The 24,653-nt window shown below is 61.8% G+C and carries 23 protein-coding genes; 17 read left to right on the top strand and 6 right to left on the bottom strand.

What is annotated here, in order from left to right; genetic code table 11:
* The first annotated feature begins 122 nt into the window (after window positions 1–122).
* Together CENDO_RS08405 and CENDO_RS08400 are read left to right on the top strand one after the other, a co-directional pair.
* Complete coding sequence (locus CENDO_RS08405) at window positions 123–1,964, top strand: AMP-dependent synthetase/ligase (RefSeq protein WP_136141628.1); 1,842 nt, start codon at window positions 123–125, stop codon at window positions 1,962–1,964.
* Window positions 1,965–2,247: 283 nt separating this feature from the next.
* The gene (locus CENDO_RS08400) at window positions 2,248–2,946 is read left to right on the top strand and encodes a VENN motif pre-toxin domain-containing protein (protein WP_136141627.1); all 699 of its coding nucleotides are present in this window, start codon (window positions 2,248–2,250) and stop codon (window positions 2,944–2,946) included.
* Between the two features lie 206 nt (window positions 2,947–3,152).
* Here CENDO_RS08400 and CENDO_RS08395 read toward each other — a convergent pair whose 3' ends face one another.
* Together CENDO_RS08395 and CENDO_RS08390 are read right to left on the bottom strand one after the other, a co-directional pair.
* Window positions 3,153–4,241: a CNNM domain-containing protein gene (locus CENDO_RS08395; protein ID WP_136141626.1), complete on the bottom strand. Its 1,089-nt coding sequence runs from the start codon at window positions 4,239–4,241 to the stop codon at window positions 3,153–3,155.
* Window positions 4,241–5,752, bottom strand: a complete 1,512-nt coding sequence (locus tag CENDO_RS08390) for a hemolysin family protein (RefSeq protein ID WP_136141625.1) — start codon at window positions 5,750–5,752, stop codon at window positions 4,241–4,243. Before CENDO_RS08390 ends, CENDO_RS08395 begins: the two co-directional genes overlap by 1 nt.
* Before the next feature lie 216 nt (window positions 5,753–5,968).
* Here CENDO_RS08390 and hemW point away from each other — a divergent pair, with 216 nt between their 5' ends.
* The 9 genes from hemW to pdxY (CENDO_RS08345) all read left to right on the top strand — a co-directional run bounded on the left by hemW (window position 5,969) and on the right by pdxY (CENDO_RS08345) (window position 16,191).
* On the top strand, window positions 5,969–7,123 hold the full coding sequence (gene hemW / locus CENDO_RS08385; RefSeq protein ID WP_136141624.1) for a radical SAM family heme chaperone HemW: 1,155 nt from the start codon (window positions 5,969–5,971) through the stop codon (window positions 7,121–7,123).
* A 195-nt stretch (window positions 7,124–7,318) separates the two neighbouring features.
* Window positions 7,319–8,347 carry a heat-inducible transcriptional repressor HrcA gene (hrcA, locus tag CENDO_RS08380; RefSeq protein WP_136141623.1) on the top strand — a complete coding sequence of 343 codons (1,029 nt, stop codon included), beginning with the start codon at window positions 7,319–7,321 and terminating at the stop codon, window positions 8,345–8,347.
* Window positions 8,348–8,422: 75 nt separating this feature from the next.
* Window positions 8,423–9,568 (top strand): molecular chaperone DnaJ, encoded by a 1,146-nt coding sequence (dnaJ, locus tag CENDO_RS08375; protein WP_136141622.1) that lies wholly within the window; start codon window positions 8,423–8,425, stop codon window positions 9,566–9,568.
* 28 nt (window positions 9,569–9,596) lie between these two features.
* Complete coding sequence (locus CENDO_RS08370; RefSeq protein WP_136141621.1) at window positions 9,597–10,367, top strand: 16S rRNA (uracil(1498)-N(3))-methyltransferase; 771 nt, start codon at window positions 9,597–9,599, stop codon at window positions 10,365–10,367.
* A 4-nt stretch (window positions 10,368–10,371) separates the two neighbouring features.
* Complete coding sequence (locus CENDO_RS08365; protein ID WP_425456171.1) at window positions 10,372–11,382, top strand: PhoH family protein; 1,011 nt, start codon at window positions 10,372–10,374, stop codon at window positions 11,380–11,382.
* A gap of 3 nt (window positions 11,383–11,385) precedes the next feature.
* Window positions 11,386–12,003 (top strand): rRNA maturation RNase YbeY, encoded by a 618-nt coding sequence (gene ybeY, locus CENDO_RS08360; RefSeq protein WP_136141619.1) that lies wholly within the window; start codon window positions 11,386–11,388, stop codon window positions 12,001–12,003.
* Between the two features lie 227 nt (window positions 12,004–12,230).
* A complete protein-coding gene (gene pyrG, locus CENDO_RS08355) occupies window positions 12,231–13,883 on the top strand; it encodes a CTP synthase (protein ID WP_136141618.1) in 1,653 nt (550 codons plus the stop codon).
* Between the two features lie 466 nt (window positions 13,884–14,349).
* Window positions 14,350–15,198, top strand: a complete 849-nt coding sequence (pdxY, locus tag CENDO_RS08350) for a pyridoxal kinase PdxY (protein WP_136141617.1) — start codon at window positions 14,350–14,352, stop codon at window positions 15,196–15,198.
* Window positions 15,199–15,228: 30 nt separating this feature from the next.
* Window positions 15,229–16,191, top strand: a complete 963-nt coding sequence (pdxY, locus tag CENDO_RS08345) for a pyridoxal kinase (protein ID WP_136141616.1) — start codon at window positions 15,229–15,231, stop codon at window positions 16,189–16,191.
* Here pdxY (CENDO_RS08345) and CENDO_RS08340 read toward each other — a convergent pair.
* Window positions 16,188–16,394, bottom strand: a complete 207-nt coding sequence (locus tag CENDO_RS08340) for a helix-turn-helix domain-containing protein (RefSeq protein ID WP_281276123.1) — start codon at window positions 16,392–16,394, stop codon at window positions 16,188–16,190. The two genes, pdxY (CENDO_RS08345) and CENDO_RS08340, sit on opposite strands and share 4 nt — an antisense overlap.
* The gene (locus CENDO_RS08335; RefSeq protein WP_136141615.1) at window positions 16,387–16,941 is read right to left on the bottom strand and encodes a hypothetical protein; all 555 of its coding nucleotides are present in this window, start codon (window positions 16,939–16,941) and stop codon (window positions 16,387–16,389) included. The genes CENDO_RS08340 and CENDO_RS08335 overlap by 8 nt, the downstream gene beginning before the upstream one ends.
* A 148-nt stretch (window positions 16,942–17,089) precedes the next feature.
* Here CENDO_RS08335 and era point away from each other — a divergent pair, with 148 nt between their 5' ends.
* From era to CENDO_RS08315, 4 genes are read left to right on the top strand one after another with little or no spacing between them, the layout of a single operon-like run.
* Window positions 17,090–18,079: a GTPase Era gene (gene era / locus CENDO_RS08330; protein ID WP_136141614.1), complete on the top strand. Its 990-nt coding sequence runs from the start codon at window positions 17,090–17,092 to the stop codon at window positions 18,077–18,079.
* Between the two features lies 1 nt (window position 18,080).
* Entirely contained in the window at window positions 18,081–18,875 is a 795-nt protein-coding gene (gene recO / locus CENDO_RS08325; protein ID WP_136141613.1) for a DNA repair protein RecO, read from the top strand.
* Window positions 18,876–18,903: 28 nt separating this feature from the next.
* Complete coding sequence (locus tag CENDO_RS08320; RefSeq protein WP_136141612.1) at window positions 18,904–19,656, top strand: isoprenyl transferase; 753 nt, start codon at window positions 18,904–18,906, stop codon at window positions 19,654–19,656.
* Between the two features lie 3 nt (window positions 19,657–19,659).
* Window positions 19,660–20,832, top strand: a complete 1,173-nt coding sequence (locus CENDO_RS08315) for a VIT1/CCC1 transporter family protein (RefSeq protein ID WP_136141611.1) — start codon at window positions 19,660–19,662, stop codon at window positions 20,830–20,832.
* Window positions 20,833–20,890: 58 nt separating this feature from the next.
* Here the strand turns inward: CENDO_RS08315 and CENDO_RS08310 are convergent, their stop codons facing one another.
* Window positions 20,891–21,307, bottom strand: coding sequence for a Fur family transcriptional regulator (locus CENDO_RS08310; RefSeq protein WP_136141610.1), 417 nt, complete (start codon window positions 21,305–21,307; stop codon window positions 20,891–20,893).
* Between the two features lie 186 nt (window positions 21,308–21,493).
* Window positions 21,494–21,796 carry an ArsR/SmtB family transcription factor gene (locus tag CENDO_RS08305; RefSeq protein ID WP_136141609.1) on the bottom strand — a complete coding sequence of 101 codons (303 nt, stop codon included), beginning with the start codon at window positions 21,794–21,796 and terminating at the stop codon, window positions 21,494–21,496.
* Window positions 21,797–22,572: 776 nt separating this feature from the next.
* Between CENDO_RS08305 and CENDO_RS08300 the strand changes: the two genes are divergently transcribed.
* Window positions 22,573–23,952 carry a glycine--tRNA ligase gene (locus CENDO_RS08300; RefSeq protein WP_136141608.1) on the top strand — a complete coding sequence of 460 codons (1,380 nt, stop codon included), beginning with the start codon at window positions 22,573–22,575 and terminating at the stop codon, window positions 23,950–23,952.
* Window positions 23,953–24,133: 181 nt separating this feature from the next.
* Complete coding sequence (locus tag CENDO_RS08295; protein ID WP_136141607.1) at window positions 24,134–24,643, top strand: hypothetical protein; 510 nt, start codon at window positions 24,134–24,136, stop codon at window positions 24,641–24,643.
* Window positions 24,644–24,653: the final 10 nt, after the last annotated feature.

The raw sequence follows: 24,653 nt of genomic DNA, 5'->3' as shown, positions 1-24,653 counted from the left end.
ACACGCGAAGCAAAAGTTGCTAGAGTGGAACGAAGTAGAATTGAGATCTAAACCACAATTGGACCTTGTTTCTTCCAACGTTTTTACGCAACGTTGCCCGTACAGCCGCTGAAAGGAACCCTGTGACTCTCCAAGAAGTACACACCCCAGCAGAATTCGATATCAAAGACGGGGAAACCTGCCTCACCGCCATGATGGATACCGCCAAGGCCCGCCCGCACGGCGTGATGTTTACCCGCCCGGCCAACTATGAGTGGGTTTCCGTTACCGCCAAGGAGTTCGTCAAAGAAGTATTTGACGTGGCCAAGGGCTTGATTGCCGCCGGCGTGCAGCAGGGGGACTGCGTGGCTTTGATGTCCGCTACCCGCTACGAGTGGTCCGTGATGGATTACGCTATCTGGGCCGCCGGCGCGATCAGCGTTCCTATCTACCCGTCCTCATCCCAGTCCCAGGTCCAGTGGATTATTGAGGATTCCGGGGCGGTGCTGGCGATTACGGAAAACCGTGATCACACCGAGCTTATACAGCTGCTCCTTTTGGGGGAGGACGGAAAGGCGCCGCTGAAGGATTCCCCGTCGCAGCTGCGCCGCGTCCTGGAATTTAATTCTTCCGCCGTGGACACCCTAAAGTTCGAGGGCCGCGGCATCACCGATGAAGAGGTCCACGCCCGCATCGAGGCGACCAAGACCGATGACGTGGCGTCACTGGTCTACACCTCCGGTACCACTGGGCGCCCCAAGGGATGCATGATCCTGCACCGCAACTGGCTCGCCGAGGCCCGCGGCCTGCTCACCAACCCAATCGGCGGCATTGCAGTTCCCGGAACCCGCGTACTGACCTTCCTGCCGCTGGCGCACGTGCTGTCCCGGGCCGTGTCCCTAGCGGTATGCATCGGCGGCGCTACCCAGTCCCACTGGTCGGATTTCACGACCCTGCCGGTGGAGTTCCAGCGTTCCCGCCCCAACCTGATCCTGGGCGTGCCCCGCGTGTTTGAAAAGGTGCGCAACTCCGCGGCGAACAAGGCCAAGGATGGCGGCCCGGTCAAGTCAGCCCTCTTCCACCGCGCCGAGGCTGTGGCCATTGAATACTCCAAGGCGTTGGATGCCCCAGAGGGCCCTTCCAAGGTCCTTGCCGCCCAGCACAAGCTCTATGACAAGCTGGTCTACTCCAAGGTGCGCGCCGGCGTGGGCGGCGCGGTGAAGTACTGCATCACCGGCGGCTCCGCCATGAGCCATGACCTGCTGCACTGGTTCCGTGGCATCGGCGTTCCCGTCTATGAGGGCTACGGCCTGACTGAGACCGCCGCGGCCGCCGCCGTGGATTTCGCCAACCAGAAGATCGGCACCGTAGGCCCGCCGCTTGAGGGCACCACCATCAAGATCAACGAGGATGGTGAGATTCTGATCAAGGGTGACATAGTCTTCGGCGGCTACTGGAACAACGAGGAAGCCACGCGCGAGTCCATCTCCGACGGGTGGTACAACACCGGCGACCTTGGCGAGATTATGGATTCCGGGCACGTGGTGATCACCGGCCGCAAGAAGGATCTCATTGTCACCGCGGGCGGCAAGAATGTTTCCCCAGGCCCGATGGAAGACAAGCTGCGCGCCCACCCGTTGATCTCCCAGGCCATGGTGGTGGGTGACGGTAAGCCGTTCGTTGGCCTGCTGCTGGCGCTGGATCCGGAGGCGATGCAGCGCTGGAAGGCGCAGCACAACATCCCGGAGAACCGTTCCATGGAGGACTTGGCCACTGACGCGACTTTGCGCGCGGAGCTTCAAGACGCGGTCAATCAGGTCAACGCTACCGTCTCCCATGCCGAGGCCATCAAGAAGTTCTACATCCTTGAGTCTGACCTGACCGAGGAGGAAAACGAGCTGACGCCAACCATGAAGGTAAAGCGCAACGTGGTTGCCGAGCGTTACGCCGACGCCATCGCGCACATCTACAAGCGCAACGGCTAACCCCCGCAGCTTTAGCCACCGAGGGCCCCTGAGCTCCTGCTCAACTGGGGTTTTCGGTGGCCTTTGCTTTGCCCCGTTTCCCCCCGAACCCACCCGGGGATCACACCCGCGCGGGTTTTCGGCGTGGCGTACAAGTTGCGGGCGGACAATTGCCGCTAAAGTCAGCAAGCGTTGTAGAAAGTCTCAACCTCAACTTCACCTTATGGGTAGTAAACGCCCGGCGGAGAGTGGAGCGGGGTGGGCGCAGAGGAACTGTTTCGCGGAAAGGAGCGCAGCTTAAACAATGCATAAGATTGCCGCTGAATTGCGTCACCGCGAGCTAACCCAGGAGCTCTACAACATTGGAGATGAAGTTGCCGAATACATCGAGCACCTCATCGAGGCGATCGAGGACTGGGATGATGAACTAGCCCTAGACTGCATCGCCGAACTGCGTGACATCATCGAAGACGCCCGAGTGGATTCCGGCCGCGTAGTAGGTGAACTCATTGGGCTGCGTCAGGCTCTGATTTCCGGCGTGCGCTCAGGAACCATCTCCGGCACCATTTCCGCCGCGTCCTCCGGTGAGAATGCCGTGGAAGAACCGCGGACGTTTACCGCCCGCACGTTGGAAGCCGAGTTCCCGGTCTCCGGCCCGCCCATCGTGGTCCACGAGCTCGCCGCGGCGCTTAAGGCTCGCACCGCAGCCACCGCAAACTACCTGCGTGAGGTAGTGGAGTACGTGCTGGAGCAGACCAACGCCGTGGCCCGCAATCTAGACATGGTCTCACTGCCGCACCTGTACAAGCGCACCGGCCAATACGTGCTGGACGCCGTGGGTGGCTGGCACCACACCGTGGTGGAAGATCACCCGGCGTACGTGCGCACGATGCGCGGCCACAACCCGCCGGAGTTCCTAGAGGAACGCGCCCGCATCGACCGCATCGTCGCCAAGGTGGCCGCCAAGCGGGCCGCCGCCAAGGCCGCCGCGTCAACCGCGTAGCCCCACATTAAGACTTCTCGTTACCAACTAAGCGAGAGATAACGCTCAACGCCACCGGAGAATCCCTCATAATCTCCGGTGGCGTTGGTGTATCTTAAGAGCCCCCTGCGGCGTGGTGGGCGGCCCGCGTGCAGGCCGAGCGCAAAAAATCCCGCGCCCCTGATAAAAGGAAATCGGGGCGCGGGATGCGGGCTGTTGAGCCGGGCTTAGGCTTGTTCGCCCTCTGTGCCGGATCCGGCCGCGGTTGCCGGAGCGGCTGCGGCCTTGTCCAGCTCGTCGGCGATCTGCGGCCACAGCTGGCCCATGATGTCATCCCAGGTCAGGATCCAAACGGCCTTGTCCTTATCGGCCTTGCCTACAACAACAAGCTGCTCGTTGCGGGCGCGCATGTGGTCCAAGGTGTGCTGGACCGTAGTCGAACCGGCCACGGACAGCGCCGGGCGGGAGATCTCCAGCACGGGCGTCTCGGGGGCTAGCATCAAGGAATCGCGTACGTGCACCATGCGCGGGACGCGGGAGTTCTTGGGAAATACCAGCACGCGCATGATGTCCTTGCGCAGGGCGAGTTCGTGAAGGTCAGCGACGGTGGCGTCGGAAGGAAGCGGAACAACCTCGTTTCCATGCTCACGCGCCAGCTCGCCAACGGTCGCGGACTCCAACTCGATAACCCCGGTAATCTGCTCCGCGGCGGCCTCATCCATGGCGCCGGTGGCACGGGAATGCTCCACCAGCACGCGCAGGGTGTCCGCGTCATAGCCGGCCGCACCAGCGCGCTCAACCGGGGTCTCGCCGGCCTTCTTCACCAGATCGTTAGCCATCTTGTTGATCCAGACCAGCAGCGGGCGGAAGAGCATGATGAAACCGCGGGCCGGGATGGCCACAATGCTCATCGCCTGCTCGGGGTGGGTAATGGCCCAGGACTTAGGGGCCATCTCACCAACCACCAGGTGGAGGAAGGTCACGATGAACAGGGCCAGGATGAAGGAGACCACATCCGCTACCGCGTACGGCAGGTTCAGCGCCTCGAGCGGCGGGACCAGCAGGTGGTGGACCCACGGCTTGGTCACCGCGCCCAGGATGAACGTGGCCAGCGTGATGCCCAGTTGGGCGCCGGCGAGCATGATGGTCAGCTCATTGAGCGAGCGCAGGCCCGCGCGGGAGGAAGCCCTAGATTCGGCCGTCTCCTCCAGGCGGTTGCGGCGCACGGACAGCAGCGCGAATTCGATGATGACAAAGAACGCGGAGGCGATAATCACCAGGATGGTGACAATTAGGTTAAATACCCATCCGTCCATTACTTCTCACCCTCCTCTAGGCGCTCCTCCGGGGAGGTGCGGTGCGCATCATGGTCTACGACCCCGGCGGCATTCGCGTTGGGGTAGCCCGTCTCGGAGGCCTCGGTTCGAGCCTCGAAATGCTTATCCTGTTCCTCTTCGGGCTCGTGGCCCTCTGGGTAGGTCTCGATGAGTTCAACAGTCAGGGAGGCTGGCACGTGGCGCTCTACTTCCTCGACCCGTAGCTTCAGGCTGCGCGTCGGGGCGTCATCACGTTCAACGTAATCATCCGGCTCGGCCTCGAGCTCGATGATATGCTCCTCGCCCTCTTCGACTAGGGAGCCGGTGTGGGCGATGAGCAGTCCGGCGATGGTCTCAAAATCACCCTCAGGCAGGTCGTGGCCAATGGCGCGCTCCACCTCGTCGATCGGCGTATCGCCGTCCACGATCCAGTGGGAATCATCCTGTTCCGTGATGTCATCATCTTCGATGATGTCATGCTCATCGGAGACGTCACCCAGGATCTCCTCGGCCAGATCCTCGAGGGTGACCACGCCAACGAAGCCGCCGTACTCGTCGATCACGCAGGCCATCTTCTCATCCCCGTCGCGCAGCTCGGCTACCGCATCAGGCAGCGGCATCAGTTCCGGAACCACGATGGGCGCGCGCATGATCTCGCGCACGGAGGTTTCATCGGGCAGCTGCGTGCCCAACACGTCGAAGAGGTGAACCACGCCGAGCGGCTCATGCTCGTCGGAGATGACGGGGTAGCGGGTGTGGTTCTCCGCCATCATGGCGCGCATCTCGCCGATGGTGGTCTCAGGCTCCACGACGTCCACGCGCGAACGCGGGATCATGGCGTGCTCCACGTCATGTTCTGGGAAGTCCAAGAGGCGGTCTAACACCATGAAGGTGGCGCTATCAAGGCCGCCGGCCTCATGGGAGGATTCCACGATGGATTCCAGGTCATCATAGGTTGCGGAGGAATCCACGTCTTCTACCGGTTCAATCTTGAACGCGCGCAAAATGGCGTTGGAGGAAAACTCGAAGAACTTGATCAGCGGGCCCAGGATCATCATGTAGATCTGGGTCGGGCGGGCCAAGAACAGCGCGGACTTCATGGGGGCCGCGATGGTGTAGTTCTTCGGGAACAGCTCGGCAAAGAGCATCACTGCAACGGTGGATACCAGCAGGGCGGCGACGGTGCCTACGCCCACGGCGACGCCGGTGGGGATGCCCACGCCGCCCAGCAGGACGCCCAGGCCCTCGCCCACAAGGGGTTCGGCCACGTAACCGATAAGCAGGCCGGTGACCGTGATGCCTAGCTGGGCGCCGGAGAGCATGAATGAGGTCCGCTTGGTGATTTTCAGCGCCCTTTCGGCGGCTGCGTCACCAGCGGAGGCACGGGTGCGAAGCTCCGCGCGGTCCACAGACATGTAGGCAAATTCTTGGGCCACGAAGAATGCGTTAGCGACGATGATCAAGCAAATGACCACCACGCCGAGAAGAATCATCAGGATTGCAGTAGTCATTACTTGCCCCACCACCTAGGTAGGTAGTGGGGACATCGACTCGGAGGTTCCACCGTTAGGGTGCCTTTCTGTTGTGTGTACTTAAAAACCGTGAGGTACATACTACACGCTTCAACACCACCCCGCTTAGTTACATTCCCGCCCGCGGGAGCGCGCCGGCGCCCACCCCGGAGTCCAATTCCCGCCCCTTGTCCGCGGGACGTTAAAGTGGCCTGCATGAGCACCCCATTCGGCCTGTACATCCACGTCCCGTTCTGCTCCTCGCGCTGCGGGTACTGTGACTTTAATACCTACACCCCGGGTGAGCTGGGCTCCCCGCGGGATCTCACGGGGCCGTACCTCGATGCGCTGGACAAGGAATTGGAGCTAGCCGCCCAGCGCGCGCCCTACCCGGCGGAGACCGTCTTCATCGGCGGCGGCACCCCGTCCCTGCTCGGGGCCCAAGGGCTATCCCGCATCCTCCGCACCGTCAAGGCGACCTTCGGTCTTGCGCCGGGCGCGGAGGTCACCACGGAATCCAACCCGGAGTCCACGTCCCCGGAGTATTTCGCCCAACTTAAGGACGCGGGATTTACCCGCATCTCCCTGGGCATGCAGTCCGCTGCCCCGCATGTGCTGCAGGTCTTGGAGCGCGCGCACACCCCAGGCCGCGCGTTCGCTGCCGCCCGCGAGGCCATCGCCGCGGGTTTCGAACACGTGAACCTGGACATGATTTACGCCACGCCCACGGAGACCGATGATGACGTGCGCCTAACCTTAGAGCGCGTCCTGGAAACCGGCGTGGATCACGTCTCCGCGTATTCGCTCATCGTGGAGGACGGCACCCGCATGGCCCGCAAGGTCAACAAGGGCATCCTCCCGGCACCCGATGAGGACACCATGGCGCGGCGTTATAATCTCATCGCCGATACCCTCGAGGCCCACGGTTTTGAGTGGTACGAGGTCTCCAACTGGGCTAAGCCGGGAGGGCGGTGTGAGCACAACCGCATCTACTGGGTGGATGGCAATTGGTGGGGAGCCGGCCCCGGCGCACACTCCCACCTGGACGGCGAGCGTTTCTTCAACGTCAAACACCCCTCCCGCTACACCGGCCTCCTGATCCCCGACGGTGATGCATTACCGGCGCTGCCCATCGCCGGTGCGGAAACGCTTACCGAAGATGAGCGCCACACAGAAAAGATCATGCTGGGGCTGAGGCTCGTTGAGGGCATCCCGCGCCAGTGGCTTGCACCCGCCGCCGCCCCCGCCGTTTCCCGCTTCCAGGACCAGGGTTTGCTGGCCCGGGACCCAGCGCGGGTTCGCCTGACCAACAAGGGCCGCCTCCTGGCCGACGGCATCATCACCGATCTCCTCCTTGCCGAGGAGGGCTAGCCGGCAAACATGCCAATTTATGTGCGTATTCAACTCTGCGTATTGCCGCATACCGCCGCATAACAATGGCTCTTTCCGGCGGGCCGCTGTTAGAGTGTCCACATGGATCATGCGTTAAACCCGTATACCCCGGGCTCGGGACTCAAGCCCGTTGCGCTTGTGGGGCGTGATGCTGACCTAGAGGGGCTGGTGTAAGTGTCTTCATCTACTGAATCCCGCCGGAGGGAAGTCCTCCATGCCATCGTGGGGGATTACATCAAAACCCACGAACCGGTGGGCTCCAAGGCGCTGCTGGAGCGCCATCAACTGGGTGTGTCCTCGGCGACCATCCGCAACGATATGGCGGTGCTGGAATCCGAGGGGCTCATCGCCCAGCCGCATTCCTCCTCAGGCCGCGTGCCCACTGAAGCGGGGTACCGGCAATTCGTGGACTCGCTGCGCGAAATCAAGCCGCTTTCGCAGGCCGAACATCGCGCTATGCTCACGTTCCTCGAGGGGGGAGTGGATCTTGAAGACGTGCTTCGCCGCTCCGTGCGCCTGCTGGCCCAGCTCACCAAGCAGGCCGCCGTGGTGCAGATGCCTAACTTAAAGGTCTCCCGCGTCAAGCACTGTGAGGTGGTGGCCCTGTCCCCGGTGCGCCTGCTGCTGGTGCTTATTACGGACAATGGGCGCGTGGATCAGCGCAACGTGGAACTGGACGCCGTCATCGAGCCCGAAGACACGGCCCGCTTGCGTGACCTGCTCAATAACGCCCTGTCCGGGCAAACCATGGCCCAGGCCTCCCAGCGGCTCGCCGAACTGGTGGAGTCCGCGCCCCTGGACATTCGCCACCACGTCCTGCGGGCGGCGACCACGCTCATTGAGACCCTCGTGGACCAGCCCTCGGACCGCCTGATTATGGCCGGCACGTCCAACCTGACCCGCGTGGCCAGGGATTTCCCCGAGGGCCTGCCGTCCATCCTGGAAGCGCTCGAGGAACAGGTAGTGGTCCTGAAACTGCTGGCGCGCCTGCCCGACCAGGGCAACGTATCCGTGGTCATTGGGGAGGAAAACGAAGAGGACCAGCTGAGAAGTGCTTCCGTGGTGGCAACCGCGTATGGTTCATTGGAGGCGGCTTTAGGCGGCCTTGGCGTGGTGGGTCCCACCTACATGGATTATTCCGGGACTATTTCCAAGGTCTCCGCGGTTGCTACTTATGTCAGTGACATCCTCGCGGGTGAGTAAACTGCACTATCGGCAACTAAAGCCAGGACAAACCCTAATTTAAGTTAGAACCAAACTAGAAGGACTATTCTCACAGTGGCTCGTGACTACTACGGCATTCTTGGTGTGGAGAAGAATGCCACGGATCAGGAAATCAAGAAGGCGTACCGCAAGCTCGCGCGCAAGTACCACCCGGACGTAAACCCGGATGACGCGGCCGCGGCGGAAAAGTTCCGTGAGGCTTCCCTCGCCCAGGAAGTCCTTCTTGATCCGCAAAAGCGCAAGGTTGTGGACATGGGTGGTGACCCAATGGAGCAGGCCCAGGGCCAGCCGGGCGGCGGCTTTGGCGGCTTCGGCGGCGGCGGCCTGGGGGATATCTTTGCGGAGTTCTTCGGCGGCGCCGGCGGCGGTTCCCGGGGGCCACGCTCGCGCGTCCAGCCGGGCAATGACGCCCTGCTGCGCACCCGCATTACCTTAGAAGAGGCCTTTGCCGGGCTGAAGAAGAAGGTCACGGTGGATACCGCGGTGCTGTGTGACCGGTGCTCCGGTTCCGGTTCCGCGTCCAATTCCAAACCCGAAACCTGCACCACCTGCGGCGGCGCCGGCGAGATCCAGGAGGTCCAGCAATCCTTCCTGGGCAACGTCATGACCTCGCGTCAATGCCCACGTTGCCAGGGCTACGGTGAGGTTATTAAGGATCCTTGCACCCACTGTGGCGGGGATGGCCGCGTGAAGAAGCGCCGCGATATCACCGTTAATATCCCGGCGGGCATCGGCGACGGCATGCGCATTCGCATGGCCTCCCAGGGCGAGGTGGGCCACGGCGGTGGCCCTGCAGGCGATCTGTACGTGGAGACCCATATTGACCGCCATTCGATCTTTGAGCGCAACGCCGATGATCTCTCCGTGACCGTGCGCGTTCCCATGGTGGACGCCGCACTGGGAACCACCGTGGAGCTAGAGCACCTTGACGGTTCCGCCGTAGAGATTGAGGTTGAGCCGGGGACCCAGCCGGGGGAGACCATCCGCCTGGCGGGCCAGGGCATGCCGCGCCTGCGTTCTGAGGGCCGTGGCTCGCTGGTCGCCCACGTGGATGTCTTCATCCCAACGGAGCTGGACAAGCGCACCCGTGAGCTGTTGGAGCAGGTTCGCGAGCACTGCGATGACACCGCGGGCATCCACTCCGAGGACTCGGGCGAGACGTCCTTCTTTGACCGTCTCCGCGGCCGCTTCCGCCGCTAAGGCCTACCCACATCCCCGAGGAGCAGCCATGTCTTTGCCCGTCTTCATCCACCCCGGACTGGGTTCGTCCCAGGCGGGCCAGCCGGTCTACCTGTCAGGCGCCGAAGGCCGCCACGCCGTAACGGTCAAGCGCATCCACCCCGGTGAGCGCATTAACCTGATCGACGGAACAGGCGCCACGGCCACGGTCACCGTGACGAAGACCTCCGGAAAAGACCAGCTCACCGGCACCATCGAGTCCGTAGAGATCTTGCCGGCCCCGTCCCCGCGCGTGGTGGTGGTCCAGGCGATACCCAAGGCGGAGCGGTCCGAGCTCGCCATCGATCTGGCAACCCAGGCCGGCGCCGATGAAATCATCGCGTGGCAGGCGGACCGCTGCGTGGCCAAGTGGGACGGCAAGAAGATCCCCAAGGCCGTGGCCAAGTGGGAGGCCGCGGCGCAATCGGCGGCCAAGCAGGCCCGCCGTTCGCGCATCCCCGCCATCCGTGGCCCGTTGACCACCAAGCAGCTGGCCCAGGAACTCACCGGCGCCATCTCCGGACCTGAGAGCAACGGCCGCGCCCCCGCGGCGGCGCTGGTCTTGCATGAGGACGCAACGGAATCGATGCGTGAGGTGAGCCTGGACGCGGAAACCATCTACCTCATCGTCGGCCCCGAGGGCGGGATTGGCGAGGATGAGCTAGCCACCCTGCGCGGGGCCGGTTCCCAGGCCATCAAATTGGGCCCTGAGGTTTTGCGCACCGCCTCCGCTGCGATGGTGGCATTGGCGGCAATCGGCGTGCGTACCTCACGCTGGTAGCCTTATGCACGTGGCTATAATTACCAAAAAGCTTGAACTGGATTCTGAATACGTCAGCACCGTCCTAGGCACCGCCGATGACAATCTCCGCGTGCTCAATAATTTGATCGACGCGGACCTTTTCGCCCGCGGCACCACCGTGACCGTCACCGGCCCCGATTATGAGGTGGCGCGCGCGGTCAAGGTCTTTGATGAGCTAGAAGGCATCGCCCGCCGCGGCCATAGCGTGAGCGCGGATTCCGTCAAACACACGGTGAACATGATTGCCGTAGAGGCCCCCGAGTCCGTCTCCGCCGCCCTGGCCGCCGACATTGTCTCACGCCGCGGCAAGCGCATCCGCCCCAAGACCGTGGGACAGACGGAATACGTCAACGCGATTGATAACAACACCGTGGTCTTTGGCGTGGGCCCGGCCGGTTCCGGTAAGACATACCTGGCCGTGGCCAAGGCCGTCCAGGCCTTGCAGGCCAAGCAGGTCAACCGCATCATCCTCACCCGCCCCGCGGTTGAGGCCGGTGAGAAGCTGGGCTTTTTGCCGGGCACGCTCAATGACAAGATTGACCCGTACCTGCGCCCGCTCTATGACGCCTTGCGGGACATGCTGGATCCGGAGATGATCCCCAAGCTCATGGAGGCCGGCATCATTGAGGTGGCCCCGCTGGCCTACATGCGTGGCCGCACGCTCAATGACGCCTTTGTCATCCTCGACGAGGCCCAAAACACCACCCCCGCCCAGATGAAGATGTTCCTTACCCGCCTAGGCTTTGGCTCCAAGATGGTGGTCACCGGTGACGTCTCGCAGGTGGACCTCCCGCGCGGCCAGGTCTCCGGCCTGCGCATCGTGCGCAACATCCTGCGCAACGTGGATGACGTTTACTTCTCGGAACTACAGGCCACGGACGTGGTCCGCCATCAGCTGGTGGGGCGAATCGTTGACGCCTATGACGAATATGACGCCAGGCAAGAACGTCGCGCTGAGCGCGGCGAGGATAAAGCCGCAGAAGCTAAGGAGTAAGCCATGAGCATAGAATTCTTCAACGAGTCCGGTTATGAGGGCGTCAACGAGGAAATGCTCATTGACGTGGCCTCCTTCGTCTTCGGCGAAATGGACATTAATCCGGATGCGGAGGCGAACATCACCTGCGTGGACCTTGCCGCCATCGAGGACCTGCACGTGCGCTGGATGGATCTCGCCGGCCCCACGGACGTCATGAGTTTTCCGATGGATAACATCACCCCGGGCTCTAACACCAACCGCCCCGATGCCCCCGCCCCCGGCCCCGAGATGCTCGGCGACATTGTGCTGTGCCCCGAGTTTGCACAGCGCCAGGCCGATGCCGCCGGCCATTCCCTTGGTCACGAATTGGCCCTTCTGACCACCCACGGCTGCCTGCACCTTTTGGGCTATGACCACGCCACGGCGGAGGAGGAGCGTGAAATGTTCGCCCTGCAGAACGAACTCCTGGCGGACTGGTATGACTCGCTCAAGGCCCGCAACCTGTCCTTCCAGCCAAAGCCCACGGGCCCCCGCGCTTTCCCGTCCGCGGCGGACAGAGAGGCCCTCGACCGTGAGGTCCCAGGCGGCGGCATCCCGCCCATCGCCGAGCCCCAAACGCGCGATGACGCCCGCGGTTAGGGCCGCGAGCCCCGCCCTTTTTACCTACTAACCAATAGTTATAAAACCCCTGGTAGGGGCGGTAATTCCGCGCGCGGCGGGAAATAATGTTAAGCTGAAAGCCCGTAGGTCATCACAGATGAAAAGATGATGCCTGCGGCTTTTGCGTTTTAGCTTCGGCTTCTGGGGCCCGGCCCTGGCGCCGGGCCCGCACTACTCGCAGGCACCAAGCCCGGAAGGCGGCTCATATGCCACAGCGAACCACCACGCGCGAGACCAAGTACATTTTCGTCACCGGAGGCGTTGTTTCCTCCCTGGGCAAGGGCCTGACAGCGGCATCCCTTGGCCAGTTGCTCATCGCCCGCGGACTGTCCGTGACCATGCAGAAGCTGGACCCGTACCTCAACGTGGACCCCGGCACCATGAACCCGTTCGAGCACGGCGAGGTATTTGTCACCGAGGACGGCGCGGAGACGGACCTCGACCTGGGGCACTACGAGCGTTTCCTCGACCGCAACCTCACCAAGAACGCTAACGTGACCACCGGTAAGGTGTATTCCTCCGTTATCGCCAAGGAACGCCGCGGCGAGTTCCTGGGCAAGACGGTCCAGGTCATTCCGCACATCACGGATGAGATTAAGTCCCGCATCATCGCCATGGGGGAGCCGGACGCGGATGGTAACAAGCCGGACGTGGTCATCTCCGAAATCGGTGGCACCGTGGGTGACATCGAGTCCCAGCCGTTCCTTGAGGCCGCCCGCCAGGTCCGGCACGAGGTAGGGCGCGAGAATATCTTCTTCATCCACTGCTCCCTGGTGCCCTACCTGGGCCCGTCGGCGGAGCTGAAGACCAAGCCAACCCAGCACTCCGTGGCGGAGCTGCGCTCCATCGGCATCATGCCGGACGCGCTGGTGCTGCGCTGTGACCGCGACGTGCCGGAGGGGCTCAAGCGCAAGATTGCGCTCATGTGCGACGTTGAGGAGGAGGGCGTGACCTCCTGCCCGGATTCCCCTTCCATCTACAACATCCCGGAGGTGCTCTACAAGGAACATCTGGATACCTTCGTGGTCCGCAAGCTGGGCCTGCCCTTCCGTGACGTGGACTGGACCGTCTGGGGAGACCTGCTGGAGCGCGTGCATAACCCGGAAAAGGAAATCACCGTGGGCATCGTGGGCAAATACATCGATCTGCCTGACGCCTACCTGTCCGTGGCGGAGGCGGTGCGGGCTGGCGCGTTTGCGCACCATGCCAAGGCCCGGATCAAGTGGATCGCCTCCGACGAATGTGACACCCCGGCCGGTGCCAAGGCCCAGCTGGGTGATTGCGACGCCGTGGTCGTTCCGGGTGGTTTTGGCGTGCGTGGCATTGAGGGCAAGATCGGGGCCATCACCTACGCCCGTGAGAACAAGGTTCCGTTCCTGGGGCTGTGCCTGGGCCTGCAGTGCACGGTTCTCGAGGCGGCCCGCCGGGCCGGAATCCCCGAGGCGTCCTCCACCGAATTTGATCCTGAGACCCAGTTCCCGGTCATCGCAACCATGGAGGAGCAGCAGGCCGCCGTGACCGGCCAGGCGGACCTGGGCGGCACAATGCGCCTGGGCGCATACCCGGCGACCCTGAAGGAGGGTTCCGTGGTGGCCGAAGCATACGGCGCTACCGAGGTCTCCGAGCGCCACCGCCACCGCTACGAGGTAAATAACGCCTACCTCGAGCAGATTGCGCAGGGCTCCGGCCTCGTTTTCTCCGGCACCTCGCCTGACGGCTCCCTCGTCGAGTTTGTCGAGTACCCCAAGGATGTTCACCCCTACATGGTGGCCACCCAGGCCCACCCTGAGTACAAGTCCCGCCCAACCAAGGCGCACCCACTTTTCCACGGCCTCATCGCCGCGGCGCTGCAGGGGTAGCAACGGTAGGGGATAGATTCCACCGCCCGCCGCGGGGTTAACCCTGAATGGGGCAAACGGGCATGCCCACAGTGCCTGAGCCCCGCCCGGCCGCCGGCATGGCATCGCGGGGCGCCCGGGCCTAGGCCCACCCTGGGCACGAGGCCACGGCCTGGCGCTCCAATAGCATGGTCGCCTTGATTCCTCGGGTAGGCCTTGGCGCCGGCAGTTTCAAAGTTCCTGCGCACCTTCGCGATGCGGGTTACCGGTGCTCGATACCTTTCGGCTAGGTGTGGGTGTGGGTGTAGGTGTAGCTTCCCACCGGCCGGTAGATGCGCACGACCCTTTTTAAGTTCAGGGCGGTCCGCCGTGTGGGCGCAGGAGGGCCATCGACGCGAGGCCCTGGCCGTGCGCACTTATAAAAGCTTGCGAATTTATTCTTCAAATAGATTGAAAAATGGTGTGGGGGAGAGCACTATTAAGCCTCATGAACATTCTGTCTATTCAGTCGCACGTGGCGTACGGTCACGTGGGCAACTCCGCAGCGGTCTTTCCACTCCAGCGTGCGGGCCACGAGGTGTGGCCGGTGCACACCGTGAATTTTTCCAACCACACCGGCTACGGTGACTGGGGCGGCCCGCTCATTCCGGCCGAGCAGGTCACCGATGTCATCAACGGCATCGAGCGCCGGGGCGGCTTCGAGAAGGTAGACGCTGTTCTCTCCGGCTACCAGGGAGGCCCAGACATCGCCGGCGCGATCGTGGACGCCGTCACGCGCATTAAGGCCGTCAACCCGGACGCGCTCTATGCATGCGACCCGGTGATGGGCAACGCTAAGTCCGGCTGCCACGTCTCCGATGAAATCCCGCCGCTGCTGCGAGACAAGGTAGTCCCAGTGGCGGACATCATCACGCCTAACCAGTTTGAGCTGGGATTCCTCACCGGCAAGGACGTCAACACCCTGGAAGAGACCCTGGACGCGGTCAAGGCCGCGCAGGCCATGGGGCCTCGCGTTGTGCTGGTGACCTCCGTCCAGCGCCCAGAGGCGGATGATAACGTCATCGAGATGCTCGCCGTTGATGGCGATGAAGCCTACCTGGTCTCCACCCCGTACCTGCCATTCAAGCGCAACGGTTCCGGTGACGTTACCGCGGCCCTGTTTACCGGCCACTACCTCAACACCCGCAATGCGGGCGAGGCCCTGGGCAAGACCGTCTCCTCCGTCTATGACCTGCTCGAGGTCACCTACAAGGCGGACTCCGCCGAGTTAGAGCTCATCGCCGCCCAGGACGTCTTCGCCAACCCCGCAGAACAGTTCACCGTAACCAAGCTGTAGTAAGCGAAACGCTTCTTACGGAAATAAGGCATGGGTATCGTTTCCATTCAGTCCCACGTGTCCTATGGCCACGTGGGCAATTCCGCCGCCGTCTTTCCACTCCAGCGCGCGGGTTTTGAGGTCTGGCCGGTCCATACCGTGAACTTTTCCAACCACACCGAATACCCGGACTGGGGCGGGCCCCGCTTCGACGCGGCGACCGTCAGGGAGGTGCTGGAGGGAATGGAGCGCAGGGGAGTGCTCGGACAAGCGGATGCTCTGCTGACCGGCTACCTGGGCACGGTGGAGTTCGCGGACGTCATTGCCCAGACCGCCGCCAAGCTGCCAGGGGCCGCCCTGTATTGCTGCGACCCCGTAATTGGAAACGCCATTTTCGGCGACTTTGTGGACCCACGCATCCCAGGCGTATTCCGCGAGGTGGTCCTCCCGCACGCGGACGTTATCACCCCCAATCAGTACGAGGTTGCCCGGCTGACGGGCAGGCTGGCCGAATCAACCCCGAAGGCCGCGCCCATCGGGCTGGAAGAAACCCTGGAAGGAGTGCGCGAGCTCCAGGCCATTGGTCCGCGCACCGTCTTGGTTACCTCCATGAACCGCCCGGCCGCCGACCATACGGTCGGCGGGGTAGAGGGCAGCGGGGTAGAGGGCGGCGGGGTAGAGGACGGCGGGGTGCAGGGCGGCATCGAGATGCTCGCCGTCGATGGCGATGAGGCCTACCTGGTCTCCACGCCGCGGGTGCCGCCGGCCAAGAATTTCGGCGGCAAATTCGTGGGCGCCGGTGACGTGGCCGCTGCGGTCTTTACCGCTCAACTCCTTGCCGTCCCAGCGGGCGAGGACCTCAATAGAATAAGCCGCGCGCTGGAGCACACGGCTTTCATTCTTTACTCGATAATTGACGCAACCCAGAAGGCGGGTGCCGATGAGCTGGAGCTCGTAGCCTGTCAGGACGTCTTTGCGAACCCGCTGCGGCCTTTCACCGCGCGCCGGGTCTAGTCCACCGTAAACAGGTCACCCGGCTGGCAATCGAGCGCCTCGCACAGCGCTACGAGGGTGCTAAAGCGCACGGCCTTAGCTCGGTTGTTCTTGAGCACGGACAGATTAACTGGGGTAATGCCCACCTGCTCCGCTAGGGACGCGCCGGTGACGCCGCGTTCTTCCATGAGGCGGTCAAGGTGACAGATGACGTTTTTAGACAAGTCCCTCAACCTCTTCTTCGAGTGCGATACCGCGCTTAATGGTAATAGCGAAGCTGCTAATGAGGACAAGGATTATGAGCCAGAATGTCAGTTCCGTGGAACCGCCACTAGGCAAGTCCCACCAATAATCAATCCCAAGCTGGTGGGCGGCGAGGTTATTGCCAAGGCCCTCCACCGCGAAGTAGAAAATCCCCCAGGCAAGCGTCATCCATGACGCCAGGGTGACTAGGCGGGCGTTGCGCTTAGTGAAGATTTCTCCGCGCAGCATTGCCAGTGCGGAGCGCCCGATGGCAAAAAGTAGGACCAGCAGTGTCAACCCTTGACCTATTTTTGCAATGTGTAGGGTCCACAGGGCTGCGCCGGAGAGCTCACTGATGCGAAGGCCCTCGGGCAGTGCGGCAGATAGCCGGGTGTTGAAGTAACCATCAAAGTAGGGATTGAGGAGGTCGAGGCCTATCAAGATGGCAATGACGGTACAGGAAGCGATGCTAACAATGAGGTCGCGGCGCTCTTTGCGCTGCTCGTGGGAATCGTGTGGCGTGGGCATGGTGGGTTCCTTTCGGGATCCAACTTGAACTTCTTATCGATAATCGATGTTATCGTGATTCGATATTATCGTTTTGCGATAATGTCCGCAACCCTTGTCATCAAATTGATTGCCTGGCTGCGCCGTCATGCGGGTAGGGTTAGGGGCTATGAGCAACCCTTTCGATGCCGGTTTCCCGGATGACCTTCCCGCCGATGCGGCCGCCCCAATTGCTGATTTCAGAGACACCCCGGAGGGTTTCCGCTCCGGGTTCGTAAGCTTTGTGGGCCGGCCAAATACCGGCAAGTCCACCCTGACCAACGCGCTGGTTGGCCAGAAGATTGCCATTACCGCCGACCAGCCTGAGACCACCCGCCACCCGATTCGCGGCATTGTCCACCGCGATGATTGCCAGATTGTGGTGGTGGATACCCCTGGTCTCCACCGTCCGCGCACGCTTTTGGGTGAGCGCCTCAACGAGGTGGTCAAGGACACTTACGCCGACGTGGACGTTATTGGCCTGACCATCCCTGCGGATGAAAAGATTGGCCCGGGCGACCGTTGGATCCTTGAAAATGTGCGCAAGGTGGCGCCTAAGACGCCGATCATCGGCATCGTGACCAAGCTGGATAAGGCCTCCAAGGACCAGGTGGGCGCCCAGTTGCTGGCGCTGCACGCCCTGCTTAGCGAGGACAACCCGGATGCCGTGGTCATCCCGGTCTCCGCCACGGAGAAGATCCAGATCGACGAATTGGTTGGAGTCCTTGCCGAGGCGCTGCCTGAGGGCCCCAAGTTCTACCCGGATGACCACGTCACCGATGACGCCACGGAAAAGCGCATCTCTGAGCTTATCCGCGAAGCCGCCCTGGCCGGCCTGAAGGACGAGCTGCCGCACTCGGTGGCGGTGGAAGTAGATGAAATGCTGCCGTCGCAGACCCGCGAGGGGGTGCTGGACATCCACGCCATTATGTACCTGGAGCGCCCGGGGCAAAAGCGCATCATCGAGGGCAAGGACGGCATGCGTTTCCGCCGCACGGTGGGCAACGCCCGCAAGGAAATCATCAAGTTGCTGGGCCAAAACGTCTACCTCGACCTGCGCATCAAGGTCTTGAAGAACTGGCAGTCCGATCCTAAGTCCCTGGGCCGCCTGGGTTTCTAGATTGGCTTCTAGGCAACCGTTCCGGGACCGCGCCGTGGTCATCCGCTCATATGACTTCGGTGAGGCGGACCGCATCATCGTGCTCCTGACCAAGGAGCACGGGCTGGTCCGCGGCGTGGCCAAGGGGGTGCGCCGGGCCAAGTCCCGTTTTGGCTCGCGCCTGCAGCCGTTCGTGGAGCTCGACGTGCAGCTCTACCCCGGGCGCAACCTGTCCACGATCTCTCAGGCGGACACTGTGACCTATCACGGCGCGCGCATCATTGAGGAATATGAGCGCTACACGGCGGCGTGCGCTGCCCTAGAATCGGCCGAGCGGCTCGCCTTTGCCGATGATTCCCCGGCCCACGGCGATGCCTTCCTCTATACGCGCATTAGCGAAACCCTGGAACGGCTCAACGCGCCCCGGGATTCAAACGCGTTGCCGGATGCCCTGCTAGGGGAGGCCGGGCCCACCGCCCTCCTTGACGCCTTCCTGCTTCAAGCCATGGCGCACGCCGGCTGGGCCCCTAGCCTGTTTGACTGCGCCGCGTGTGGCGCTGGGGGTCCGCACCATGCGTTTCATCCGGCCGTGGGTGGCGCGGCCTGCCACCAGTGCAGGCCATCCGGATCCGCCGAGGTAGATCCGGAGGCTCTCCATCTGATGTGGCTTTTGGCCGGGGACCACCTGGCCAGCGCGGGTACTATCCTGCAGGGGCGTCCGGATCTGGGGGCAACGGCCCATCAGCTCACCAAGGCGCACCTGCAGTGGCATTTAGAGCGCAAGGTCACAGCCTTATCCGTCATGGATCAATCCTAAAATCTTCCCATTGGCTAAGATAAACGGCGTGATTACGCCAGATGCTAACCGAGTCCTCAACCCGCCTGAGATCCCCGCTCAATTCCTCCCCAACCACATTGCGTTGGTGATGGACGGCAACGGCCGCTGGGCGCAGCAGCGCGGTATGAAGCGCACGGAGGGGCACCGCCGCGGTGAGGCCCGCCTGCTTGAGGTGGTTGACGCCTGCCTGGCGCTGGGCATCCCATACCTGTCCGCGTACGCATTCTCCACTGAGAACTGGCGGCGCAGCCCTGAAGAGGTGCGTTTCCTGATGGGGTTCAACCGTGACGTGCTGCGGCGCCAGCGAGAGTGGCTTCATGAGCGCGGCGTGAAGGTAGTCTGGGCGGGCCGGCGCCCGCGCCTGTGGCGCTCCGTGATTAGGGAACTAGACGCCGCCGCGGAACTGACCAAGAATAACACCAAGATGACCCTGGCCATGTGCGTGAACTATGGCGGGCGCGCAGAGCTGCTGGATGGCTTCCGCGAGGTGGCTATGAAGGTCAAGGCCGGCGAGCTGGACCCAGGCGCGATTACCGAATCGACGATTCGGGAACACCTCTACGATCCGCAGATGCCCGATGTGGACCTGTTTTTGCGGCCATCCGGTGAAAAACGCACCTCTAATTTCCTTCTATGGCAGTCCGCGTACGCGGAAATGGTCTACCAGGATAAGCTGTTTCCGGACTTTACCCCGCAGGACCTATTCGACGCGGTGGAGGAATACGCGAAGCGTGACCGCCGATTCGGAGGAACCAAGTAGCCCATGAATGCCTTAGCTGCACGCCCGGCGGGGGAGCCCCATCACCCCGCCGGGCCCACAAAGAAGCAGATTCAGCGTTGGCGCCAGTATTTGGCTAATGAACGGGCGGAGGCGGCGGTCTACCGCGAGCTGGCCCGCAAAAAGGAGGGGGAGGAGCGCCAGATCCTACTCGAGCTCGCGGACTCGGAATCGCGACACGAGGAATACTGGCGTGAGAAGCTAGGGGATGAGGTGGGCGCCCCGCTCAGGGCGGATCTCAACACGCGCATGCTGGGGTTTATGGCGCGCCACTTTGGTTCCGTTTTCGCCTTGGCCCTGATGCAGAGCGCTGAGGCACGGTCGCCGTATTGGGAGGACGAGGATGCCTCGGAGCAGATCGCGGCCGACGAACGCGTCCACGCCGAGGTAGTCCGTGCACTGGCCACGCGCGGGCGTGAGAAGATGTCTGGCAATTTCCGCGCCGCCGTATTTGGCGCCAATGATGGCCTAGTCTCCAACCTTGCGCTGGTCATCGGCGTGATGGGCTCCGGCGTCTCATCCTCCGTCGTGCTACTCACCGGCATTTCGGGCCTGCTGGCCGGAGCGCTGTCCATGGCGGCGGGGGAGTATATCTCCGTTAAGTCCCAGGCCGAATTGCTCGAGGCCTCCAAACCCGCGTATGAAGCGCCGCAGATCATCGGTCAGCTGGATCTCAACGCCAATGAGCTGGAGTTGGTTTACCGCGCCCGCGGCATGAATGGTGAAGCCGCCAGGGCCATGGCCGCTGAGATGTTGCATTTTTACAACAGCCATCCAGATGACGTCCACGAGGCCCACGCTCACATGGTCAAGGGGATGCCAGGAATGCCGGCCCACGCGTCCGTGGACTCGGGCACCGAGACTGACGACCATGCAGTCATTGGCGAGGCGCGCTTCGCCGCCTTAAGCTCATTCCTGTTCTTCGGCACCGGGGCCTTTATCCCCATCATCCCGTTTATTTTTGGCATGGGCTCCGGTCCCGGCGCCGTTGTGGCGCTGATTCTAGTGTCCATCGCATTGATGTTTACCGGTGGCGTGGTGGGCGTTATCTCTGGAAAACCACCGCTGGGCCGGGCGCTGCGCCAGCTGGCTATCGGCCTAGGCGCCGCCGGAATTACCTACCTGCTAGGCCTAGCCTTTGGCGGGGTAGTGGCCTAAACGCTTTAAAGGCACGCCCAAGCTAAAGCCTAGGCGTGCCTTTTGGGATGCGCGTGTTTTAAGCCCCGCGGCAGGCTCGGCACACGCCGAAGATTTCAGCGTCGTGGCCGGTGATTTCGAAACCGAACTTCGCCGCGGTGGCCTGGGCCCACTCCTCAATGGGGCCGCCGTCAATTTCCTCGGTGAGGCCACACTTGGTGCAGACCAAATGGTGGTGATGGTCGTCATTTTCGCAATGGCGGTAGAGGGTTTCGCCGGAGGGCATGTGGAGGGCGTCCACCGCTTCAATCTCGGTCAGGGACTGCAGAGTGCGGTAAACGGTGGTGAGGCCAACCTTGGCGCCCTTATCCTGAAGCTCGCGGAAAATGTCCTTGGCGGAGGCAAACTTATCCAATTCCCGCAGGACCTCGATCACTGCGGTGCGCTGCTTGGTATTGCGTGCGCCAAGCTTAGGGATGCTCGAATTGATAGACATGTCAACAATCTTACAGTGTCATTCTTAGTTTGTGAATCAATAATACTACCGCGGTATTTTCGGGGTTAGCCGCCGTTACGTGGGGATTTTATGCGTTTCTCGCCGGCCTAGAACAAGACACGGAGCAATTACTAAAGGCGCGCAATTGAGGTATCCCACGCCGCAGCCTTAGGAGGGGAGATGGCGCTATTCGCCGGATATCCGGCAGGTGAGTTTTTTGAGGCTGCCAATAATTTCGAGGATTTCATGGTCGACTAAGGCGTAGGTTACCTTGCGCCCGGTGCGGTGGCCTTTGATCAGGCCCGCCATCTTCAGCACGCGAAGGTGCTGGCTGACCAGCGGCTGGGATTGGCCCAGCTTGGCTACTAGTTCGTGGACTGGGTGTTCCTCATCTGCGAGCAGCTCGATGATGCGAAGGCGAAGTGGCGAATCGAGAGCGGCGATGATGCGAAGCATGGCATCAGTCTGGTTGCGCTGGGTTCTGCCCATCTAATGGATCCACTTTCTGTTGGGTCATCGACGCGCTTTTTGCGGATAGGGCGTACATGGCACCATCACCACGAGTTCTAGACGCTTGTCTACATTTCTGTATCTTCCTCAAGCGGGATTAAGGTCAAACTTTGGGGTAAACTCGCTAGGCCGATAACGTTGTTAACTTTACAATTTCCACACCTCGAGCGTGGATCCTCAAAGCTATACTAATTGGGAAAACTTTTCTAAAGCGGTTTGGCGTAAAAGGTGTTACTGCGGCTCGTCTGGCCACCCATTTTTTCCTTTTACCATGCTTAATAGCGCATGGGTGGCCGGGCTGTAATTTTGCCCACATTTCCTTGCTGACATGTGTATCAACGTGCGGGTTCTCTGAGAAGTTGACCCCCACTTTCCTTCAAGTTGCCGAGTCGGCGCTGGTTAGGTCAATGCCCAAGCCACGTGGTCTAAGTCTCGCGAAGAGTGCTCGCCGCCGTCACGCTACTGATAGACATCACGTCTTAAAGGACATCATGTCTCGTTGCGCTGCGGTTTTCGCATTCCCAGAGGTGGCTAGCGGCGAGTCACTACACCCCGTGTTCATGGGTGCGCCGTGCCGCCTACCTTGGCCGTTGCCAACCAATCGCGGTAGAAAACAGTCCGGCCTTAATTCCTAGGCCATAACATGACCTACGGCGGTTGGCCCGCTACACTGGAGCCACTTGTGTGTACCGCGTGGCGGTAGGCACTTGGCTTTCGCAAAGACTTAATACCCCACCAGAGGAGTCCTTTTAACCATGGCATCTGTCATCGATACCGTTGTTTCACTATGTAAGCGCCGCGGCCTGGTGTACCAGGCAGGTGAAATCTACGGTGGTTCCCGTTCCGCCTGGGATTACGGCCCCCTGGGCGTAGAACTCAAGGAAAACATCAAGCGCCAGTGGTGGCGCCACATGGTGCAGTCCCGTGATGACGTAGTGGGTATTGACTCCTCCATCATTCTTCCTCGCCAGACCTGGGTTTCCTCCGGCCACGTTGAGGTCTTTACCGACCCACTGGTGCAGTCCCTGCACACCGGCAAGCGCTACCGTGCGGACCACCTCATCGAGGCGTACGAGGAAAAGCACGGCCATGAGCCCGAAAATGGCTTGGCTGACATCAATGACCCGGAGACCGGCCAGCCTGGTAATTGGACTGAGCCTAAGCCGTTCTCGGGCCTGCTCAAGACCTACCTGGGCCCCGTCGATGATGAGGAAGGGCTGCATTACCTGCGTCCTGAGACCGCCCAGGGTATCTTCGTGAACTTCAAGAATGTAATGACTTCCGCCCGCATGAAGCCACCATTCGGCATCGCGAACATTGGTAAGTCTTTCCGTAATGAGATCACCCCGGGCAATTTCATCTTCCGTACCCGTGAGTTTGAGCAGATGGAGATGGAGTTCTTCGTCAAGCCTGGCACGGATGAAGAGTGGCACCAGTACTGGATTGATGACCGCTTCAATTGGTACGTGGATCTGGGCATCAAGAAAGAGAACCTACGCCTGTACGAGCACCCAAAGGAGAAGCTGTCTCACTACTCCAAGCGCACCGTTGACGTGGAATACGCCTTCGGTTTCACCGGTTCCAAGTGGGGCGAGCTTGAGGGCGTTGCCAACCGTACCGATTACGACCTGCGCGTTCACTCTGAGGGTTCCGGCGAGGATCTGTCTTACTACGATCAGCAGGAAGAGGAGCGTTGGACTCCTTACGTGATCGAGCCCGCCGCTGGCCTGGGGCGTTCCATGATGGCGTTCCTAGTGGATGCCTACCACGAGGAGGAGGCCCCTAATTCCAAGGGCGGTACGGACAAGCGCGTCGTGCTCAAGCTAGACCGCCGCCTCGCCCCGATTAAGGTCGCCGTTTTGCCACTATCGAAGAAGGAGGAGCTGTCCGTTCCTGCAAAGGAGTTGGCTCAGAAGCTGCGCGGCTTCTGGAACGTGGACTTTGACACCTCAGGTGCCATTGGCCGCCGCTACCGCCGTCAGGATGAGATCGGCACCCCATTCTGCGTGACCTACGATTTCGATTCCCTGGAGGACCAGGCCGTTACTGTACGCGAGCGCGACACCATGGAGCAGGAGCGCGTTCCACTGGCCGAGCTGCAGGAATACCTGGCTGCACGCCTCGCCGGCTGCTAGGGAAGCGAAGTAGCTTAAAACCTCAGGCCATCCTCACTTTCAAACGGTGACCGCCCCAGGCGGTCACCGTTTTGCTTTACCCGCCCCCTCCGCACCGCACGCCCTATCCGGGCGGCGCGGTGCACTATATTGGTGGCAGAGAAAAATTAGCCGATTCGACCCCATTAAAGGATTCCGTTTTATGCATTACACCAGCTGGGACCGTACCGACCGTGACCATCCGCGACTCTTAGTCGGTGAAGGCCCTGAGGTTATCGGTACGTTCCACGAGGATTCCGCCGAGGTGGACGGTCTTGCCTGGCGGCTAGAGGTAGATGAAAAGGAAGGCGCTACCGCTACCGCCGAGGACGGCCGGGTCTTTAACATCAAGGGCAACCTGCGCCGCGCAAAGCGCCTCGAGGCCAACGTGGACGGCCAGTTGTTTACCTTCATCAATGAGCAGGGGGCGAACTGGATTATTGATGACGCTCAGTCCAACAAGGTTGGCCAGTTTACCGGCACTAATAACGGCGTGCGTGCCGCGATTTTGGAATTCGAGCAGCCCGAGACCCCATTGCCGGTCGAGACCGCCGCGGCGCTGTCCTGGTTTGTTCGCACCATTCTAGAAAACCGCCTGAACAACACCGCTATGGCCGTCATCGTGGGCATGGGGCTGTGCACCTTGGCCGCCGTGGTGACATTCTTCACCTAGGCCAAGCCCC

Origin of the sequence: Corynebacterium endometrii, from assembly GCF_004795735.1 — a bacterium.
GTDB lineage: Bacteria > Actinomycetota > Actinomycetes > Mycobacteriales > Mycobacteriaceae > Corynebacterium > Corynebacterium endometrii.
Note: the sequence above shows the minus strand (reverse complement) of the source record. Positions and strands in the feature narration are given on the sequence as shown.

Coding starts and splice junctions, on each gene's coding strand:
- CENDO_RS08400 (WP_136141627.1), top strand. CDS start 2,248: ATGCATAAGATTGCCGCTGAATTGCGTCACCGCGAGCTAACCCAGGAG.
- CENDO_RS08395 (WP_136141626.1), bottom strand. CDS start 4,241: ATGGACGGATGGGTATTTAACCTAATTGTCACCATCCTGGTGATTATC.
- CENDO_RS08390 (WP_136141625.1), bottom strand. CDS start 5,752: ATGACTACTGCAATCCTGATGATTCTTCTCGGCGTGGTGGTCATTTGC.
- hemW (WP_136141624.1), top strand. CDS start 5,969: ATGAGCACCCCATTCGGCCTGTACATCCACGTCCCGTTCTGCTCCTCG.
- CENDO_RS08370 (WP_136141621.1), top strand. CDS start 9,597: ATGTCTTTGCCCGTCTTCATCCACCCCGGACTGGGTTCGTCCCAGGCG.
- CENDO_RS08365 (WP_425456171.1), top strand. CDS start 10,372: ATGCACGTGGCTATAATTACCAAAAAGCTTGAACTGGATTCTGAATAC.
- ybeY (WP_136141619.1), top strand. CDS start 11,386: ATGAGCATAGAATTCTTCAACGAGTCCGGTTATGAGGGCGTCAACGAG.
- pyrG (WP_136141618.1), top strand. CDS start 12,231: ATGCCACAGCGAACCACCACGCGCGAGACCAAGTACATTTTCGTCACC.
- pdxY (WP_136141617.1), top strand. CDS start 14,350: ATGAACATTCTGTCTATTCAGTCGCACGTGGCGTACGGTCACGTGGGC.
- pdxY (WP_136141616.1), top strand. CDS start 15,229: ATGGGTATCGTTTCCATTCAGTCCCACGTGTCCTATGGCCACGTGGGC.
- CENDO_RS08335 (WP_136141615.1), bottom strand. CDS start 16,941: ATGCCCACGCCACACGATTCCCACGAGCAGCGCAAAGAGCGCCGCGAC.
- era (WP_136141614.1), top strand. CDS start 17,090: ATGAGCAACCCTTTCGATGCCGGTTTCCCGGATGACCTTCCCGCCGAT.
- CENDO_RS08315 (WP_136141611.1), top strand. CDS start 19,660: ATGAATGCCTTAGCTGCACGCCCGGCGGGGGAGCCCCATCACCCCGCC.
- CENDO_RS08310 (WP_136141610.1), bottom strand. CDS start 21,307: ATGTCTATCAATTCGAGCATCCCTAAGCTTGGCGCACGCAATACCAAG.
- CENDO_RS08305 (WP_136141609.1), bottom strand. CDS start 21,796: ATGGGCAGAACCCAGCGCAACCAGACTGATGCCATGCTTCGCATCATC.
- CENDO_RS08300 (WP_136141608.1), top strand. CDS start 22,573: ATGGCATCTGTCATCGATACCGTTGTTTCACTATGTAAGCGCCGCGGC.
- CENDO_RS08295 (WP_136141607.1), top strand. CDS start 24,134: ATGCATTACACCAGCTGGGACCGTACCGACCGTGACCATCCGCGACTC.